We start from the raw sequence: 17183 nt of genomic DNA on the forward strand, positions 1-17183 counted from the left end.
TACGCTCAGGCGCTTCTGTAACCTGCGATGCAACATACGACTTGGACAGAAAAATTGATGAAACTCAGACTAATTGCTGGAATGGCTCTGATCCTGTGGGCGTTTGCTGCGGCCTTCGTCACAGGGGCATCGGCGCAAGTCCCTTTGATCCCCGGATATACCTCAGAGTCTGAGGCCGAAACTGGGACCGATGGTGATCTGGCTGCCGCGATCAAGGCGGCAACCGAGGCCGGCGCCAGCGTAATTGTCATCGACAGCGCGGGGCAGGTTGTGTCTTCGGGCGGTCAGCCAGGTGCTGATGCCTCGGCCGAGGACGCGCATGGGCCGATGGGCGACGGATCGCAACTGATGAAAGCGCAGGAAAGGTTCTCAAAGTTTCGCGAGTCCATGGAATCGCGCCTAGAGGCTTTGCCCTATTCAATTTTCGAAGTTCAGTACGTCCTGCGGCAGACCAGCCCGGATGGCCGCATTCAGACCTATGTCGAGGTTCTGGCGTGGAACATTCTGTTTCTGCTGCTGGGGCGCTGGCTGTCCACCGAGATTTACGGCAAGCGCATGGCCAAAAAGCTGGTTGTGGCACGGTCTAAGGAAAACCCGCAAGGCTATCGGGAGAAAATGCCGTTTTTGGTGTTCCGGTTTTTCATGGGGATCGGGGGCACGATCTTTGCGATGCTGATGGCGCTGATCGTGGGGTACCTGTTCTTTGGTGAAGCCGAAGATATCTCGATTCAGTTTACGGTCACGGCGATCTTTACGGCGTTTTTCCTGTCGCGCACGATATCCGACCTGTGGCGGATGGTTCTGTCTCCTTATCTGAGCCAATACCGTTTGCCGCCCTTCTCGGATCGAGACGCAAAGCGGCTGTATTTCTGGGCGTCGGCGCTGGCGACCTACGACATCTCGGTTGTGTTGTTCGCCACCTGGGTGGCGGATTTTGGGTTGAACTACAATGTCTATGCCTTGGTCTATGGTGGCCTGACCATGTTGGGCGCGCTGGGCAATTTGTTGATGATCATGTTCAATGCGCGCGCCATTTCGAATGCCATTCGCGGCGGACGCGCACCGGACCAAGTGTCGTGGATTTTGCGGTTCATCTCATTCGCGTGGGCGCCTGTGCTGGTTGTCTATATCGTATTCAGCTGGTTCAAGCTGGCGGTGGATCTGGTGCTTGAGAATGAGAATTCTCTGCCGATCGTGGCCAGCAGCTATTTGATTTTCATGTCTGTGGTCGTGGCCTACGGCGCAATGAATTACCTGCTGGAGCGTTACTTTGACCGTAACCGCCAAATGGAAGACATGAATGCGGCGGCCACGGAAGAGGATGACGAAGCCGTCGAGACACCCGAGGCGGAACTGCGCCAACATTCGATCCTGACATATGAGGATTTGGCCCGTCGCGTGGCAGGGATTTTAGCCTTTGTGGTCGGGCTTTATGCGTTGGTGGTGATCTGGAACCCCGAAGCCAGCTGGAGCGAGGACCTGCCGGTCGAGCGTGCGCTGGATGTGATGGTCATCCTGTTCATCGGCTATATTCTCTTCCACTTCTTCCGCATCTGGATCGACTCGAAAATTGCTGAAGAAACCGATGATGGCGGCGAAGAGGCCGAGTTGGGCGATGAAGGCGGCGAAGGCGGGCAAAGCCGCCTAGCGACGTTGCTGCCCTTGTTCCGTGGTGCGATCCTGGCCGTTGTTGTCGTCACCATCGTTTTGATTGTGTTGATGGAGTTGGGGATTAATGTCAGCCCGCTGTTTGCCGGTGCTGGTGTGGTGGGTCTGGCTGTTGGGTTCGGCTCGCAAACGCTGGTGCGCGATATCTTTTCGGGGGCGTTCTTCCTGATGGATGATGCCTTTCGTAAAGGAGAATACATCGACATCGGGGATGTGAAGGGGACGGTCGAAAAAATCTCGGTTCGTTCATTCCAGTTGCGTCACCATCTGGGCGCGCTGAACACGATTCCCTTTGGTGAGATCAAGGTGCTGACCAACTATTCCCGCGATTGGGTAATCATGAAATTGCCGTTGCGTGTGACCTATGACACCGATGTTGAAAAGGTGCGCAAGCTGATCAAGAAGCTGGGGCAGCAATTGCTGAGCGACCCCGTGATCGGCGACAACTTTATCCAGCCGCTGAAATCGCAGGGCGTGATTGAGATGCAGGATTCCGCGATGATCATCCGGGTCAAGTTCATGACCAAGCCCGGTGACCAGTGGCTGGTGCGCAAGAGAGTCTATCAAGATATCCGCGAGCTATTCGCACGCGAAGGGATCAAGTTTGCTCATCGCGAAGTCACCGTGCGGCTGGCCGAAGGCAAAGAACCCGAGGATCTGACACCGAAGCAGCGTGAAGCCGTGACCGGCGCGGTGCAGGCGGCGATTGATGAGGATTATCTGGACGATATCGGCCCCGGCGGGGATGATCGCTAGGGAAGGCTCCCGCCCCTTTGGGATGCGTCTCTGACGAGACCCCCCCAAAGTGTTGGGCCGGGCCGCGTGTACCGCGTGGCGGTTGGTTCAGGTGGTCCGCGAAGGCCAGATGGGTTGGGATGTGCCCAGCTTCGCGGCTGGCAGAGGCCATGACATATGGGCCTGGCCAACGGACAAAGCCGGTTTCAGGCGACGCCCGGGACCCCAGCCGGATGCTTCAATCTCTTGAGCGTAATCGGATGTTGTGGGGGTTGTGATCTCTTCGTCCTGCTCGGATTTCGCCAACGCAGCCAGTAGTTCCGCTGTGCGGGCCAGTGACAGCTGCGCCAGCATGATGGAGTTTGCAGACGCGGCCTCGGTCAGTGCTGACAGGACCGTCGCAGCCATCAGATAGCCTGTCGCGTGATCCAGCGCCTGAACCGGCAGAGGGGTGGGTTTTTCGGCCTTGGCCCAAGCGCGACCCGCGTCTGCGATGCCTGCGCTCATCTGTACGAGGCTGTCAAAACCACGTCTGTTGGACCACGGCCCCTGCCAGCCATAAGCGTTCAGAGTGACCTCAATTCGGTTGGGAGCCAGTTCATCACGTTTTATCTTGGTCAGTCCAAGCGCATCCAGCGCACCCGGGCGGTAGCCATGAATGAAGACATCTGCTTGAGCCAGCAGGTTTTCCAGCTTCTTCAGACCGGTTGGCGATTTCAGGTCTAGATAGGCGCAGTGCTTTCCCAGTGAGATATCAGGGATGACCCCTGGCTCATCCCATCCGGGCGGGTCGATGCGCAGAACTTCAGCGCCGAACCCCGCCAGCGTGCGGGTTGAAACCGGTCCGGCCAGAACACGCGTCAGGTCCAGAACGCGCAAGCCCGCCAGTGGACGTCGGGCCGTTGCTTCGGGACGGTCGCGCAGCGTGATATGCCGCGGGCTGTGCCATCCGATCAGCGGATCGCGCGACACCGCCCGCCCTTGCGGGTGTTCCAGCCATTCGGTCCGACCGCGCATCGCGGCGGCCGCGCCGCCCTCGGCCACAACCGAGGTTTCCAAATCGGCGATGGACCAGTCTTTCACAGCCTGTGCAACTGCGTCCCGGTTGGCTTGCGCCTCCAGCACCTTCAGCGCCGCTGCCCGGTGGGAGGGCAGATTGGTGTGCAGCCTGATCCAGCCATCCGACGCCTGATAATCCCCGGCGATTGGGTCCCAGAGGCTGGGCATCTCCCACCCGTCTGGTTTAAACGAAGACCCATACCACAGCGAAGCCAAACGATGATTGACCGATATCTCAGGCGTTGTGGGGGCAAGGTTCATTGCTGTGATCAGGCGCGCCAACTCTTGACCAACGGCAGCGAAACTGGCGGTTGCCAGTTCGGATACAGCAAACGCGCTGGACCATGCGCCCTTCCCGGTCGACTTGTAGCTGTCTGCGGCGGGGAGGGCGGAAATCAGGCTCATTGCTGGTACGGGTCCAGACTGTCGCGCAATCCGTCGCCCAGGAAGTTGAACGCCAGTACAACGACAATGATTGGCAGCATTGGAATTGCCGTCCACGGATAAATCTCGATCGAGGCCAGGTTCTGCGCGTCATTCAGCATCACCCCCCAGCTGACGGCAGGAGCGCGCAGCCCAAGGCCAAGGAAGCTGAGCGCCGTTTCTCCAAGGATCATCGCCGGGATCGACAAGGTGGCCGATGCGATCAGGTGGGACATGAAGTTGGGCAGCAGGTGTTTGCGGATCACGCGGCCCGAGCTTGCGCCCATCATCTCGGCGGCGCGCACGTATTCCTCTTCGCGCAGCGACAGGAATTTGGCGCGCACGGATCGGGCCAGACCGGGCCAATCGAGGATGCCGAGGATGATCGAGATGATGAAAAACACCGCCACCGGGCTCCAATTCGAAGGCACCGCGGCGGACAGGGCCAACCACAGGGGTAGTTCAGGCAAAGAGCGCAGGATTTCAATGACCCGGTTGATCACCCAGTCGATCTTGCCGCCGAAATAGCCGGCCATCGAACCGAAGATAATTCCAAGGGTGAAAGACACCGAGATGCCGATTAAACCTACGGTCAGCGACAGCTGCGCGCCGTAGAGAATGCGACTGAACACATCCCGGCCCAGACGGTCCGACCCCCACAGGAACAGCGTCGCCCCTTCGGGCGCGCAGAACAGGTGAGTGTCGGATTTGATCAGGCCAGCCAGTTTGTATTCCGACCCTTCACAGAAAAACTTGATCGGGCGCGGATCTTCGAGGTCGGGTACGAATTTCCATTGGAAGGTTTCCAGATCAGCCTCGGCAACGATGGGAAAGACATGGGGGCCGATGAATTTGCCCTCATAGAACCAGTTGACGCTTTGCGGCGGCGCATAAAGATGCTCTCCGTTGCGTTCATTCGGACCATAAGGCGCGATGAACCCTGCGAAAGGCAGCATCAGATAACACAGCAGCAGGAAAATGCCCGAGATCAAGCCCAGCTTGTGAGTTTTGAACTTGCGCCAAACCAGCACCCAGTTTGGCGCGTCCAGATCGGCACGCTCAAGCTGTTGCAGGGCGGCGTCCGGGTCATAGGGGGCGTCGTCGACATAGCGACCATCGGGATGTTGGGTCATGCTTCACGCCCCTCGTACCGGATGCGCGGGTCAAGCATGACCAGCAGAATGTCAGATATCATGGTGCCGATGAGGGTCAGCAGGGCCACGAACATCAGAATAAAGGCGGACAGGAACTGATCCTGCGTTTTCAGTGCCGTCAGAAGGGTCGGGCCGATGGTTTGCAGGCCGAGAACAACCGAGACCAAAACCGAGCCGGACACCATCGAGGGTAGCAGGTTGCCGATATCCGCCACGAAAGGGTTGAACGCCACGCGCAGCGGGTATTTCGCCAGCATCCGCGACGGGGCCATCCCTTTGGCGATTGCGGTTTCCACATAGGGTTTCCCCAACTCGTCCAGCATGTTGGCCCGCAAGCGTTGCATCATGGCCGAAGCCCCCGAGGTGCCGATCACAAAGGTCGGGACGATCAGGTGGACAAGAATGGATTTCAACTTGTCCCAGCTCATCGGCTGGCCTTCAAAGGATGGGTCCATCAAGCCGCCGATGGGTAGGTTGAAGTAACGGTGGCCGTAGTAGAACAGGATCAGCGCAAGCAGAAAGTTCGGCGTGGCCAGACCCAGATACCCCACAAAAGCCGACGTATAGTCGATCCACGTCCGGGACTTGGCAGCAGCAAGGACACCAAGCGGCAGCGCGACGGCGTAGACGAACAGGATGGCGGCCAGATTGACCACTACGGTCAACCACAGGGTATCGCCTACAATCTCGGCCACGGGGCGGTCGAATTCGAAGGACCAACCATAGTTGCCCTGCAGAAGCCCCTCGAACCCGTGCGGGCCGGGCCAGAATCCCATCCAGATCAGATATTGTTCCCAGACGGGCCGGTCCAGCGCATATTCCGCACGCAGAAATTCTGCCTTGGCCACGCCGGCAGACTGGCCGGAAGCCTGCAACTCGGCGATCTGATTGCTCAGGTAATCTCCAGGCGGAAGGTTGATGATCACGAAGATCAGTACCGACACCACCAACAGAGTCAGCAGCATCGTGAAAAAGCGATACACCGCATAGCGCAGCATGACCATTTAGCTGCTCCTGATCAGTCGGCGAAGAAGAATTCGTCCGGCCGGTGAATGCCGAAATGGGCGCCGGGCTCCCATGCCCACATGGCCTGTTCGGGCACGTTGCGCAGGCGGTTCGACACCACCACAGGCTGCGGTGCGCCGTTCAGAATGCCGATGGCAAATAGCTGTTCGGCATGAATGTTCAACATCTCGGTCCAGATTGCCTTGCGATCGTCGTCGTTGGTGGCGACCTCCCAATCATGGGCCAGCTGCATCAGGCGTTCTGCCTCGGGCATGTCGGGGGCTTCGCCTGCGTCGCCACCGGTTTGATAAAATTGACCCCATTTGGGCCAGGCCAGAAAGACCTGATCGGTCGGAGCCAGATAAGCGGGCGAGGTGTGGGCCTGCGGAATACCGTCATCCCAGCCAAACCAGACCGAAGCCATTGTGTTTCCAGCAAAAACGCGGTTGCGCAGTATGTCCCGATCCAGCGGCCGCATGACCAGAGCGACGCCAATCTCGCGCCAGGTGTCGGTGACGATCTGCAGCGCGTTCTCGACTTCTTGCCGTTCACCGGCAGTTTCGATGATCAGTTCCATCGGGCGGCCATCGGGCAGCATGCGGATGCCGTTCTTGTCGCGCTCTGTCAATCCGGCCTCATCCAGTAGGGCATTGGCCATTTCGATGTCATATTGCGCCCATGCCTGAGCGTTTTCCTCATCATAGAACGGTGACGCAGGCAGAACCGACATCGCGCCGGGCTGGGCCAGTTTGAAATACAGCGCCTGATTGATCGTCTTGCGATCGATGGCAAGTGACAGGGCACGGCGCACGCGGACATCGCGCAGAACGTCGCGCCAACCGTCATCAGCAAAGTTCAGGTTCGGATAGATTGCGATCTGCGACGCGACACCGGTTTTCCACAGCCGTGTCTTGTAGTTCCCGACCTCTTCACCCTTTTTCAGGATCGACGCATCGCGGAACGCCAGCCCGCGCCCTTGTAGGTCAGTTTCACCGGCGTTGGTTTTTGCTGCGACCAGACCGGGGGCGACAATCTCCATCTCGACCACGTCGATATAGGGCAGTTGCACGCCCTGACTGTCGATGCGGTGGTAATAGGGGTTGCGCACGAAATTGTGCCGGATTTTCTTGCCCGAGCTGGCATTCAGCCATGGCTGAAGCGTGGGTAGTTCGTGGTTGTCGAACTTGTAGAGGTTATCCAGCTTGTTGTGCAGTGCCGCCCAGCTTTTGACGCGGTTGTCTTCGACCAATGCGGCCATCTCTTCGGGATCTGCATATTTCTCGTGATACGGCTTCAGAAATGCGGCCGGTCGGTAAATGAAGGGCGGGCGCGCCTGTGCCAGTGATTGCAGGAAATCCGGGTTCGGGTCCTCCCATTCGAAAACAATCGTGGTTTCGTCGGGGTAACTCACCGTTGGCGTTTTGCCTTCGACGATCAGAAAATCGGGCGGGCCGGACGGGCTGAGCAGCTCGTTATTTGCGACATCTTCCCACCAGTACCGGAAATCCTCGGATGTAAACGGCGATCCGTCTGACCATTTATGCCCCTCGCGCAGGTTCAGGGTAAACTTGCGGTTGTCTTCGCTTTCGTAGGACTCGAGCAGGTCGGGTACAAGTTCGTAATTTTCGTTGAATCCCACCAGCCGGGCATAGCCATAGACAACCATCTGGCGGATGTCCTTGGACCGGGTGACCATGGTGCGCAAAGTGCCGCCTGGTGTTCCAAATTCACGCCCCTTTGCCGCCAGATCGACAACCAGCGGTTCATCGGGAAGGCGATCCTGAACAGGTGGCAGATTGCCCGCGCTCACCTCACTTTCCCAAAATCCGCTTTCCTTTGGGGTGGGTGTTTCCGCCGAGGCGGGCAGCATCCACGCAGCCGTCAGCGTGGCAGCCAGAAGCAGGGGGCGAGTGGTCTTAAACATGGCATCGTACCTTATGGCCGGGTTCCATCTCTACCAGCGAAGGTATCACGGAGTCAGTAAATCGGAAGGCGTCATCCCAACTGTCCGGCGAACCTGCGCCCAAAGCAACCAATTTCAGGTCGATTGGGCGGTTGATGTCAGGTTCTGGCTGGGCGGCAATCAGCGCCTTGGTGTACGGGTGGCGGGGATTGTAGAAAAGGGTCTCGGGCGGGGCCTGTTCAACGACCAGCCCGCGGCGCATCACAGCAACCTCGTCGGCAATGCGCGCCACAACGGCAAGGTCGTGAGAGATAAAGAAGTAGGACAGGTTCAGACTGTCCTGCAAATCTTCCAGCAGTGTCAGGATTTGTTCCTGAACCGAGACATCCAAAGCTGATGTAGGCTCGTCGCACACGATCAGCTGCGGGTCCAGCATCATGGCGCGGGCAATGGACAGGCGCTGTCGCTGACCACCAGAAAAGGCATGAGGATAGCGTTTCAGCATGTCGGCGTTCAGCCCAACCCGCAGCAGCATCTCGGCGGCTTTGTCACGCTGTTCAGATGCGGTGCCGATCTTGTGAATCTCCAACGGCTCGGTCATCGCATCCTGAATGCGCATGCGCGGGCTGAGCGAGCTGTAGGGGTCTTGAAACACCATCTGCGCCTTACGCTGAAACGCAGTGCGCTGGGCACGGGTCATATGGTGAACGGTAATCGGGTCTTCGGTTGGCGAGGTGCGGAACAGAACCTCGCCGCCGGGATCGGGAAGTTCGGCGCCCAACGCAATGCGCGCGGCCGTAGTCTTGCCCGAGCCGCTTTCGCCGACCACGGCCAGCGTCTTGCCGCGTGCGAGCTTCATGTCAACGCCACGGCAGGCATGGATCAGTTGTTCACCCTTCCAACCCTTGCTGGATCGCAAGGTGTAAGTTTTTGAGACGTTCTTGATCTGTAGGATCAGATCCTCGTCGGGCATCGGTATCCCAACTGAGTCTTCGTCCGGAATCTCGGGTGCGGCGTTGAACAATTGCTGCGTGTAAGGATGCGCGGGTGAGGTCAGGATCGGGGCGGCGGCCCCGGATTCCATCACACGGCCCTTGTGCATGACGACGACCTGTTCTGCCATATTGGCGACCACGCCTAGATCATGGGTGACAAGGATCAGTGCCATGCCGGTTTCGCGCTGCAATTCCTTGATCAGGCCCAGAACCTGCGCCTGTGTCGTCACGTCAAGCGCGGTTGTCGGCTCGTCCGCGATCAACAATTCCGGCTTGGACACCATCGCCATCGCAATCATGGCGCGTTGGCGCATGCCACCGGACAATTCAAACGGGTAAGAATCATAGGCACGTTGGGGATCGGGAAAGCCAACGCGCTCGAACTGAGTCAAAACTTCTTTGCGGGCCTGCGCCTCGGACGCGCCACGGTGCAGCCAGAGAACCTCGCTGACCTGATTGCCGATCTTGTGCAGCGGCGACAGGGATCGCATCGGTTCTTGAAAGATCATCGAAACGCGGTTGCCGCGAATACCGCGCATCTGCTTTTCGCTAATCTTGGTCAGATCCTCTGTGCCTTTGGAATCATTCAGAATGATTGTCCCGCTGCGAATTTGCGCGGTGCGTGGCAAAATCCGCAACGCCGCCCTGCACGAGATAGTCTTGCCAGAACCGGATTCGCCGACCAGCGCAAGTGTCTGCCCCGCCTCGACGTCAAAATTGACGCCTTTGACAACGGGGTTGCCCGCACCAAAACCGATGCTCAAATCGCGCACAGACAACAAAGCGGTCATGCGGGTTTTCCACCCGTTGGGCCGTAGGTCGGCATCGGCTTGATCAACTCCCCGTGTTTTTTGACGCAGTCTCGCGCGGTTGGGGCGGGGTAGTCAAACCCGTTCTTGGGGTGAAATGTCGCGGAAACGTGAAACTGACACCAATTTGTCTACACAAAGTCTTGAGGATTTGCGATCACGGGCCATGTCGACCCCATCTGGCAAATCGACTGATATCAAGGAGAGATTTCCCCGTGCCCGACGATCAAAGCCGACTCGATCTGTTCATTGACCGCATGGTGTCGCAACGCGCCTGTCTGGATTTTGCCATTGCCGAATCGCGAGGCATGGCGGGGCCGGTCTTTGAATTGGGTTTGGGCAATGGGCGGACCTATCATCACATGGCGCAATATGTGAAGGACCGCCCCGTGTACGTGTTTGAACGCGCGGTGGCGTCCCACCCAGATTCAACGCCCCCCGAGGATCGGGTGATTCTGGGCGATGTGCGCGAAACGCTGCCCGCCGCGCTGACGCGTTTCGGTGCCACTGCAAGCCTGATCCACGCGGACCTTGGCGGGCATAACCGAGAAAAGAACGACGCCTTTGCCAGATTTGTTTCACCGTTGATCCAACCTCTGCTGGCAGAAGGTGGTTTGATGGTCTCCAGTGATCGGATGTATTTCGACGAACTGACTGAATTGCCTTTGCCGCCCGGTGCGGTTCAGGGCCGGTGCTTCGTCTATCGCCGCTGAGACACAGGAGCATCCCATGCTGTTCTACGATTGCAAGACCGCCCCGAACCCACGCCGGGCTCGTATGTTCATCGCGGAAAAAGGGCTGGAGGTCGAAACCCGCGAGGTCTCGATCGGCAAAGGCGAACAGCTGAGCGATGCGTTCAAAGCGATCAATCCGAACGCGACCCTTCCTGTGCTGATCACGGATGAGGGCACGGCACTGACTGAGAACCTTGGCATCGCGGCCTATCTCGAGGCCCGATTTCCCGAGCCGCCTTTGATGGGGCGCACCCCGGATGAAAAAGGGCTGGTTTTGATGTGGAACAGTATCGTTGAACAGCAAGGCGGGGCGCCCATTGGCGAAACTTTACGCAACACGCATCCCGCCTTTGCCGACAGGGCGATTCCCGGTCCGGTGAATCACGCTCAGATTCCTGAACTGGCGCAACGAGGTGCCGCGCGGGTTGGGTATTTTTTCGATCTGTTGGAATGGCGATTGGCGGAAAGTCCCTATATCGCCGGGTCTGAGTTTACGCTGGCTGACATCTCAACATTTGTCTTTGTTGACTTTGCCCGAGTGATCAAGACGCGAATACCGCAGGAAAATTCGGCAACGCTGACTTGGTTCGAAAAGGTCAGCACACGGCCCAGCGCGCAGCTTTAAACCAGAGAAATTCGCCCAACATTCTGGTGCGGGTAGGACTGTACAGAAATGTCTAGACAGAAGTGAACAGTGGGTCTAGCGTTCTGCCCAAGCCATGTTGGGAGGGCAGGATGAAATCTCAGTACCGTGTTGTGGTTATCGGGGGCGGCGTTGTGGGCGCCTCGGTTCTGTATCACCTGGCCAAGTTCGGCTGGTCGGATGTGGTGATGCTGGAACGGCGGCGGTTGGCATCGGGATCTTCCTGGCACGCTGCCGGAGGGGTTCATGCGTTGAACGCTGACCCAAATATGGCCTCGCTGCAGGCGTATACCATCGATCTGCTTAGTGAGATTGAAAAGGAATCGGGTCAGAATATCGGTATGCACATGACCGGTGGCCTGACGTTGGCTGGAACGCCCGAACGGTGGGAGTGGCTACAGGCGAACTACCGTATTTTTCAGTCTATCGGCATTGAGGATTGCGAGTTGCTGTCTCCGGAAGAGGCGCAGCGCCGTTGCCCGATCATGTCCACCGACGGCGTGCTGGGTGCTATGTGGGCGGACCGCGAGGGCTATATCGACACGACCGGCACGGTGCAGGCTTATGCAACGGCAGCCAGAAAACGTGGTGCCGAGTATTACGAGGAAACCAAGGTTGAGGAGCTGATCCAAACCGCGGATGGTTGGCAGGTGGTGACCGACAAGGGCACGATCACTTGCGAACATGTGGTCAATGCGGCTGGGCTTTGGGCCAAACAGGTGGGCCGCATGGCTGGCATCGAACTGCCGGTCTCGCCGCTGAAACACCACTATCTGATTACCGACACGGTGCCCGAAGTGGCGCAGGCGGATTTCGAGATGCCGATGACCGTCGACCTCGAAGGGTTCACCTATATGCGGCAGGACCAGAAGGGCGTCCTTGTTGGTATCTACGAGATTGATCACGAACACTGGGCTATGGACGGCGCACCGTGGAATTACGGCGAAGAGCTGTTCCAAGAACAGCTGGATCGGATTGAAAACGAACTGACGCTGGGCTTTGAGCGATACCCGTCGATTCAGAACGTGGGGATCAAGACGTGGGTAAACGGGGCGTTTACTTTCTCGCCAGATGGTAACCCGCTGGTCGGACCCGTTCCGGGCAAGCGCGGTTATTGGTCGGCTTGCGCGGTGATGGCCGGGTTCTTGCAGGGCGGCGGCGTTGGCAAAACATTGGCCGAGTGGATGATCCATGGCGAGCCTGAGGCGGATGCATGGCCGATGGACGTGGCGCGGTATGGTGATTTCGCGCAGAACAAACGCTATATCCGCGAAACCACCGGGCAGTTCTATTCCCGCCGTTTCGTAATGACCTACCCGAATGAGCAACTGCCCGCGGGCCGTCCGCTGAAGATGGCGCCCGCCCATGACGCAATGACAGAGGCCGGCTGCAAATGGGGTGTTAGCTGGGATCTGGAAGTGCCGCTGTATTTCGCGCCGAAAGGGTTTGAGGAAACACCGACGCTCAAACGATCAAACGCTCACGACATCGTGGCCGAGGAATGCAAGGTGATCCGCGAAGGCGTCGGCCTGTTGGATATCTCGGGCTTTTCGCGGTTCGAGGTCAGCGGCCCCAATGCTGAGGTTTGGCTCGATAAGGTCATGGCATCGAAACTCCCCGCGCCGGGCCGTGCCAAATTGGCCCCGATGCTGGGCGAGGACGGGCGGCTCAAAGGGGATCTGACCGTTCTTAACTGGGGCGACGACACCTGGTGGATCATGGGCAGCTATTATCTGCGCGCCTGGCACATGCGCTGGTTCGACGATCACATGATCGACGGCGTCAATATCCGTGATCTGGGTGAAGAGTATTGTGGTTTCGCTGTGGTAGGGCCGAAATCGCCGGCAGTGGTCGAGAAACTGGCGGAACAGGATATCTCGGGTCTTGGGTTCATGGGCTGCGATGAATTCGATATCGGCCTTGTTCGCGCCCGCGTCGCGCGTATGTCGGTGACAGGCGAAAAAGGCTATGAGATCAACTGCCGTTATGGCGATCATATTGCGCTGCGCCGGATGCTGCTTGAGGCCGGGGCGGATGAAGGTATTCGCGAATGCGGCTTCAACGCGATGCTGTCGACGCGGCTGGAAAAAAGCTTTGGTATCTGGTCGGCGGAGTTCACCCAGGCCTATACGCCGGCGATGACAGGAATGGATCGCTGGATCGACTGGGATAAGGATTTCGTCGGCAAAGACGCTGCATTGGCCGAGCGTGACGGAAACGGCCCGGCGCAAGTGCAAGTAACGCTGGAAATAGACGCGCTGGACGCTGACGCCAGCGGGTATGAACCGATCTGGGCCGACGATGAGCGTGTGGGTTTCGTGACTTCGGGCGGCTATGGTCACTATACCGGCAAGTCACTGGCAATGGCTTTGGTCAACCGCGACAAGGCCGAACCGGGTACCGAGTTGACGGTTCATGTGGTTGGTGTTGAACGCCCCGCGTGTGTGATCGCAACGTCCCCATACGATCCGAACGGTAAGGCGATGAGGGGCTGATGGTGATCTCGCAAACATCCGAGCGCAGCAGGCGGCGTCGTGGACGCGGTGCAGACGCCGCGCCTGCCCCAAGTCGCGATGTGAATTACCGCCAGCTGCGTAATCCGTTTCCATTGATGGAAGTATTCCCGGCGGATCAGATCGCCGATATGCACGAAACCGCCCTGCGGACGCTTCAGGATCTGGGGATTAAGGTTCTGCTGCCCGAAGCCCGCCGAATATTCGACAAGGCAGGCGCACGGGTAGAGGAAGACAGTGAAATGGTCTTCATCGGTCGAGAGATCGTTGAGGCCGCCATAGCGTCAGCCCCCAAGTCCATCAATTGCCGTGCTGGCGCGCGCCGTCGTGATTTCACGCTGGAACTGGGCAGTCTTGTGTTTCAACCAGGGGCAGGGGCTCCGAATGCCACCGATCTGGAAAAGGGTCGTCGCCCCGCGACGGGGCAGGACTATCTGGATTTTTTGAAACTTACGCACCACTTTGATGTGTTCCAGATGATCTCCCCGCAGGTCGAACCACAGGACGTGCCGACCCACCTGCGTCACTATTTCACCACGCAGGCGCAGATGGAGCTGACTGACAAGTTCCCGTTCTTCTACTCTCGCGGAACGCCGCAGGTGATGGATTGTTTTGAGATGCTGACCACTGCGCGTGGCCTGCCGGACGATGAATTCCGCGCCACCCCGCACAGCTATACGATCATCAATACCAACAGTCCGCGGACGTTGGATATCCCCATGGCGCAAGGTCTAATCGACTTTGCCCGCCACGGTCAGATGTCGATTGTCACGCCGTTCACGCTAATGGGGGCGATGGCACCCATTACTGTGGCCGGGGCGATTACGCTGTCTCATGCCGAGGCTTTGGCAGCGGTTACCCTGACCCAGCTAACCAATCCCGGCGCGTCGGTGTGTTATGGGACCTTCACCAGCAACGTGGACATGAAATCGGGGGCTCCAGCGTTTGGGACGCCTTCGCATTTCCAGGCGTCTCTGGCGGCGGGGCAGTTGGCGCGGCATCTGGGCCTTCCGTGGCGGTCCGCCGCCGGGTCGGCGTCGAATGTAAACGACGTTCAGGCCGCGAATGAAAATCAGTTTGGCCTTTGGGGGTGTCTGATGGCCGGGGCCACGGTGATCATCCATTCGGCCGGGTGGCTTGAGGGTGGATTGACGGTCTCGTTCGAAAAGATGATCTGTGACGCCGAAGTGCTGAATATGGTGGCCGAGCTGTGTGCTGGCGCACAAGCGGGCACGGCCGAGATCGGTTATGACACCGCCCTGCGTGAGGTTGAACCCAGCGGGCATTTCTTTGCCTCCAGCCAGACGATGGAGCGCTACAATACCGAATTCTACGAGCCCCATGTGCATGACTATGCCAATTTCGGCACCTGGACTGAGCGCGGATCAATCGACGCCAATCACCGTGCAACGGACGTTTGGAAGACCATCCTGAACGATTTCAAAGCCCCTGCCGGGGACAGCGACAGGTTGGGTGACTTGCAGGACTTCATCGCACGCCGTACGGCTGAAGGCGGCGCACCGCCGGAGAGTTGAATGAACACAAAACCGATCCTGCATAGGGACGATCCCAAGGCCGAACCGCTGGTCGGCAACATCAAGGTCACGCGCGACGATTGGCTGAACGTGGCGATGGATGTGCTGATCTCGGACGGGGTGGACCAGATCAAGGTTCTGAATCTGGCCGAGCGGATGGCCGTGTCGCGATCATCTTTCTATTGGTATTTCAAGTCCCGGCAGGAATTGCTGGACGCACTGCTGGCCCGCTGGCAGGCAACCAATACAGCGGCGCTGGTTGCGCAGGCCGAAGCACCCGCCGAAACCATCACCGCCGCCGTCTGCAATGTGCATCGCTGCGTAGTGAACACGGGTCTTTTCGACACAGCGTTGGATTTCGCCGTACGTGACTGGGCGCGTAAGTCGGGCAAGGTGCGACGAGCCCTGGATCAATCGGACGGGCGGCGGCTTGAGGCGTTGCACGCCATGTTTGCGCGATATGGGTATCCCGAGATTGAGGCCGAAACCCGCGCGCGCGTGTTGTACTACATGCAAATCGGGTACGATCTGGCGCAGTTGAACGAGCCGATGGAAACGCGGCTGTCGCTGGTGTCGCATTACCTTTACGTCTTCACCGGAGTCGAACCCAGGCCCGAAGAAGTCGAAGAATTCAGCGCCTATTCAACGCGCTATTGGGAGGGAGCAACAGAATGAGTCAACCAGACGCAATTATCATTGGCACGGGTGTCATCGGCGCGGCCATCGCGTTCGAGATGGCCAAGGCCGGGTGGAAAACTCTGTCGTTGGACCGCAATGCTCAGGTCGGTCACGGCTCGACCGCCGGGTCCTGCGCGATCATTCGGATGCATTATTCGACCTTCGATGGCACGGCCTTTGCGTGGGAAGGCTATCACTATTGGCGCGATTGGGCCGAATATCTGGGCCTGCCAGCAGATGCCAATCTGGCGCAGTTTCGTGAAACCGGATGTCTGGTGATGAAGACCGAAGCCAACGGGATGCTGGAAAAGCACATGAAAAACAGTGCGGATCTGGATTGCCCGTTCGAAGATTGGTCGCCTGAAAAAATCACGGAGCGTCTGCCGGTTTATTCATTGGACAGCTTCACCCCGCCCAAACGCATGGAGGACCCGGAATTTGGCCAGCCGAACGGGCGCAAGATGCAGGGCGGCGTGTTCTGGCCGCAGGCCGGATACGTTACCGACCCGGCCTTGTCGGCGCAGAACCTGATGGATGCCGCCAAACAGCATGGGTCAGAAGTGCGCACCGGGGCCGAGGTGGTCGAAATTCTGACGGAAGGTGGTCGCGTGGCCGGGGTCAAACTGGCCTCGGGCGAGGAAATCCGCGCCAAGGTCGTGGTAAATGTCGCTGGACCGGGATCAGCGATTATCAACAAGATGGCTGGCGTATTGGACGACATGACCATCGAAACCCGCCCTCTGCGACAGGAAGTGGTTCACGTCCCCGCGCCTGAGGGATTCGATTTCGAAAATGACGGTACTATTGTGTCGGACAGCGATATCGCGTGTTACTGCCGCCCTGAACATGGCAATCATATCCTCGTGGGTTCAGAAGATCCCGAATGCGATCCGCATCAGTGGTGCGAGGATGACGTGCACTACAATCACGACTTCACCGACCAGTGGACCACACAGGCGATGCGCTATGCCCAGCGGGTGCCCAGCCTTGGCATCCCGTCCAAAACCCGTGGGGTGGTTGATCTGTATGATGCGTCGACCGATTGGATTCCGATCTATGACAAGTCCAGCCTGCCGGGGTTCTACATGGCCTGCGGCACCAGTGGAAACCAGTACAAGAACGCGCCGATCGCAGGAAAGATGATGACGGCCCTGATCGACTATTGCGAGGGTGGGGCGGATCACGATGCGCAGCCACTGCAGTTCGAGCTGCCCTATATCAAGCGGATGATCGATGTTGGGTTCTACTCGCGTAAACGTCCGATCAACGAAGAAAGCAGTTTTTCGGTTCTGGGCTAGCCTGCCTGCAAAACTGCTCTAGTCTTTCCAG

Annotated in this window: 12 protein-coding genes; 7 read left to right on the forward strand and 5 right to left on the reverse strand. The window is 58.4% G+C overall.

The window, feature by feature from the left end:
- Nucleotides 1–57: 57 nt before the first annotated feature.
- Nucleotides 58–2424, forward strand: coding sequence for a mechanosensitive ion channel family protein (locus ACR0JB_RS18140; protein ID WP_170399052.1), 2367 nt, complete (start codon nucleotides 58–60; stop codon nucleotides 2422–2424).
- 87 nt (nucleotides 2425–2511) lie between these two features.
- Here ACR0JB_RS18140 and ACR0JB_RS18145 read toward each other — a convergent pair whose 3' ends face one another.
- The 5 genes from ACR0JB_RS18145 to ACR0JB_RS18165 are packed head-to-tail and all read right to left on the reverse strand — an operon-like array spanning nucleotide 2512 to nucleotide 9733.
- A complete protein-coding gene (locus ACR0JB_RS18145) occupies nucleotides 2512–3867 on the reverse strand; it encodes a CoA transferase (RefSeq protein WP_170399054.1) in 1356 nt (451 codons plus the stop codon).
- Nucleotides 3864–5018, reverse strand: a complete 1155-nt coding sequence (locus ACR0JB_RS18150; RefSeq protein ID WP_170362473.1) for an ABC transporter permease — start codon at nucleotides 5016–5018, stop codon at nucleotides 3864–3866. The genes ACR0JB_RS18145 and ACR0JB_RS18150 overlap by 4 nt, the downstream gene beginning before the upstream one ends.
- Nucleotides 5015–6043 (reverse strand): ABC transporter permease, encoded by a 1029-nt coding sequence (locus ACR0JB_RS18155; protein WP_170351800.1) that lies wholly within the window; start codon nucleotides 6041–6043, stop codon nucleotides 5015–5017. The genes ACR0JB_RS18150 and ACR0JB_RS18155 overlap by 4 nt, the downstream gene beginning before the upstream one ends.
- 14 nt (nucleotides 6044–6057) lie before the next feature.
- The gene (locus ACR0JB_RS18160; RefSeq protein WP_170399060.1) at nucleotides 6058–7968 is read right to left on the reverse strand and encodes an ABC transporter substrate-binding protein; all 1911 of its coding nucleotides are present in this window, start codon (nucleotides 7966–7968) and stop codon (nucleotides 6058–6060) included.
- Nucleotides 7961–9733, reverse strand: coding sequence for an ABC transporter ATP-binding protein (locus tag ACR0JB_RS18165; protein ID WP_170351798.1), 1773 nt, complete (start codon nucleotides 9731–9733; stop codon nucleotides 7961–7963). Before ACR0JB_RS18165 ends, ACR0JB_RS18160 begins: the two co-directional genes overlap by 8 nt.
- A gap of 275 nt (nucleotides 9734–10008) precedes the next feature.
- On the opposite strand from ACR0JB_RS18165, the gene ACR0JB_RS18170 reads away from it, so the two are divergent.
- The 6 genes from ACR0JB_RS18170 to ACR0JB_RS18195 all read left to right on the forward strand — a co-directional run bounded on the left by ACR0JB_RS18170 (nucleotide 10009) and on the right by ACR0JB_RS18195 (nucleotide 17152).
- Nucleotides 10009–10464 (forward strand): class I SAM-dependent methyltransferase, encoded by a 456-nt coding sequence (locus ACR0JB_RS18170; protein ID WP_254428615.1) that lies wholly within the window; start codon nucleotides 10009–10011, stop codon nucleotides 10462–10464.
- 16 nt (nucleotides 10465–10480) lie between these two features.
- Complete coding sequence (locus tag ACR0JB_RS18175) at nucleotides 10481–11110, forward strand: glutathione S-transferase family protein (protein WP_170506601.1); 630 nt, start codon at nucleotides 10481–10483, stop codon at nucleotides 11108–11110.
- A 110-nt stretch (nucleotides 11111–11220) separates the two neighbouring features.
- On the forward strand, nucleotides 11221–13623 hold the full coding sequence (locus ACR0JB_RS18180) for a GcvT family protein (protein WP_170506598.1): 2403 nt from the start codon (nucleotides 11221–11223) through the stop codon (nucleotides 13621–13623).
- A complete protein-coding gene (locus ACR0JB_RS18185) occupies nucleotides 13623–15176 on the forward strand; it encodes a trimethylamine methyltransferase family protein (RefSeq protein ID WP_480790168.1) in 1554 nt (517 codons plus the stop codon). The genes ACR0JB_RS18180 and ACR0JB_RS18185 overlap by 1 nt, the downstream gene beginning before the upstream one ends.
- Complete coding sequence (locus tag ACR0JB_RS18190) at nucleotides 15177–15851, forward strand: TetR/AcrR family transcriptional regulator (RefSeq protein ID WP_170553642.1); 675 nt, start codon at nucleotides 15177–15179, stop codon at nucleotides 15849–15851. It begins immediately after the preceding gene.
- On the forward strand, nucleotides 15848–17152 hold the full coding sequence (locus ACR0JB_RS18195; RefSeq protein WP_170362467.1) for an NAD(P)/FAD-dependent oxidoreductase: 1305 nt from the start codon (nucleotides 15848–15850) through the stop codon (nucleotides 17150–17152). Before ACR0JB_RS18190 ends, ACR0JB_RS18195 begins: the two co-directional genes overlap by 4 nt.
- Nucleotides 17153–17183 lie beyond the last annotated feature (31 nt).

The sequence above is a fragment of the Ruegeria sp. BI7 genome (genome assembly GCF_056537925.1).

What these genes read in the sequence shown, in the direction of transcription:
- ACR0JB_RS18140 (WP_170399052.1), top strand. Translation starts at nt 58, where the DNA reads ATGAAACTCAGACTAATTGCTGGAATGGCTCTGATCCTGTGGGCGTTT.
- ACR0JB_RS18145 (WP_170399054.1), bottom strand. Translation starts at nt 3,867, where the DNA reads ATGAGCCTGATTTCCGCCCTCCCCGCCGCAGACAGCTACAAGTCGACC.
- ACR0JB_RS18150 (WP_170362473.1), bottom strand. Translation starts at nt 5,018, where the DNA reads ATGACCCAACATCCCGATGGTCGCTATGTCGACGACGCCCCCTATGAC.
- ACR0JB_RS18155 (WP_170351800.1), bottom strand. Translation starts at nt 6,043, where the DNA reads ATGGTCATGCTGCGCTATGCGGTGTATCGCTTTTTCACGATGCTGCTG.
- ACR0JB_RS18160 (WP_170399060.1), bottom strand. Translation starts at nt 7,968, where the DNA reads ATGTTTAAGACCACTCGCCCCCTGCTTCTGGCTGCCACGCTGACGGCT.
- ACR0JB_RS18165 (WP_170351798.1), bottom strand. Translation starts at nt 9,733, where the DNA reads ATGACCGCTTTGTTGTCTGTGCGCGATTTGAGCATCGGTTTTGGTGCG.
- ACR0JB_RS18170 (WP_254428615.1), top strand. Translation starts at nt 10,009, where the DNA reads ATGGTGTCGCAACGCGCCTGTCTGGATTTTGCCATTGCCGAATCGCGA.
- ACR0JB_RS18175 (WP_170506601.1), top strand. Translation starts at nt 10,481, where the DNA reads ATGCTGTTCTACGATTGCAAGACCGCCCCGAACCCACGCCGGGCTCGT.
- ACR0JB_RS18180 (WP_170506598.1), top strand. Translation starts at nt 11,221, where the DNA reads ATGAAATCTCAGTACCGTGTTGTGGTTATCGGGGGCGGCGTTGTGGGC.
- ACR0JB_RS18185 (WP_480790168.1), top strand. Translation starts at nt 13,623, where the DNA reads ATGGTGATCTCGCAAACATCCGAGCGCAGCAGGCGGCGTCGTGGACGC.
- ACR0JB_RS18190 (WP_170553642.1), top strand. Translation starts at nt 15,177, where the DNA reads ATGAACACAAAACCGATCCTGCATAGGGACGATCCCAAGGCCGAACCG.
- ACR0JB_RS18195 (WP_170362467.1), top strand. Translation starts at nt 15,848, where the DNA reads ATGAGTCAACCAGACGCAATTATCATTGGCACGGGTGTCATCGGCGCG.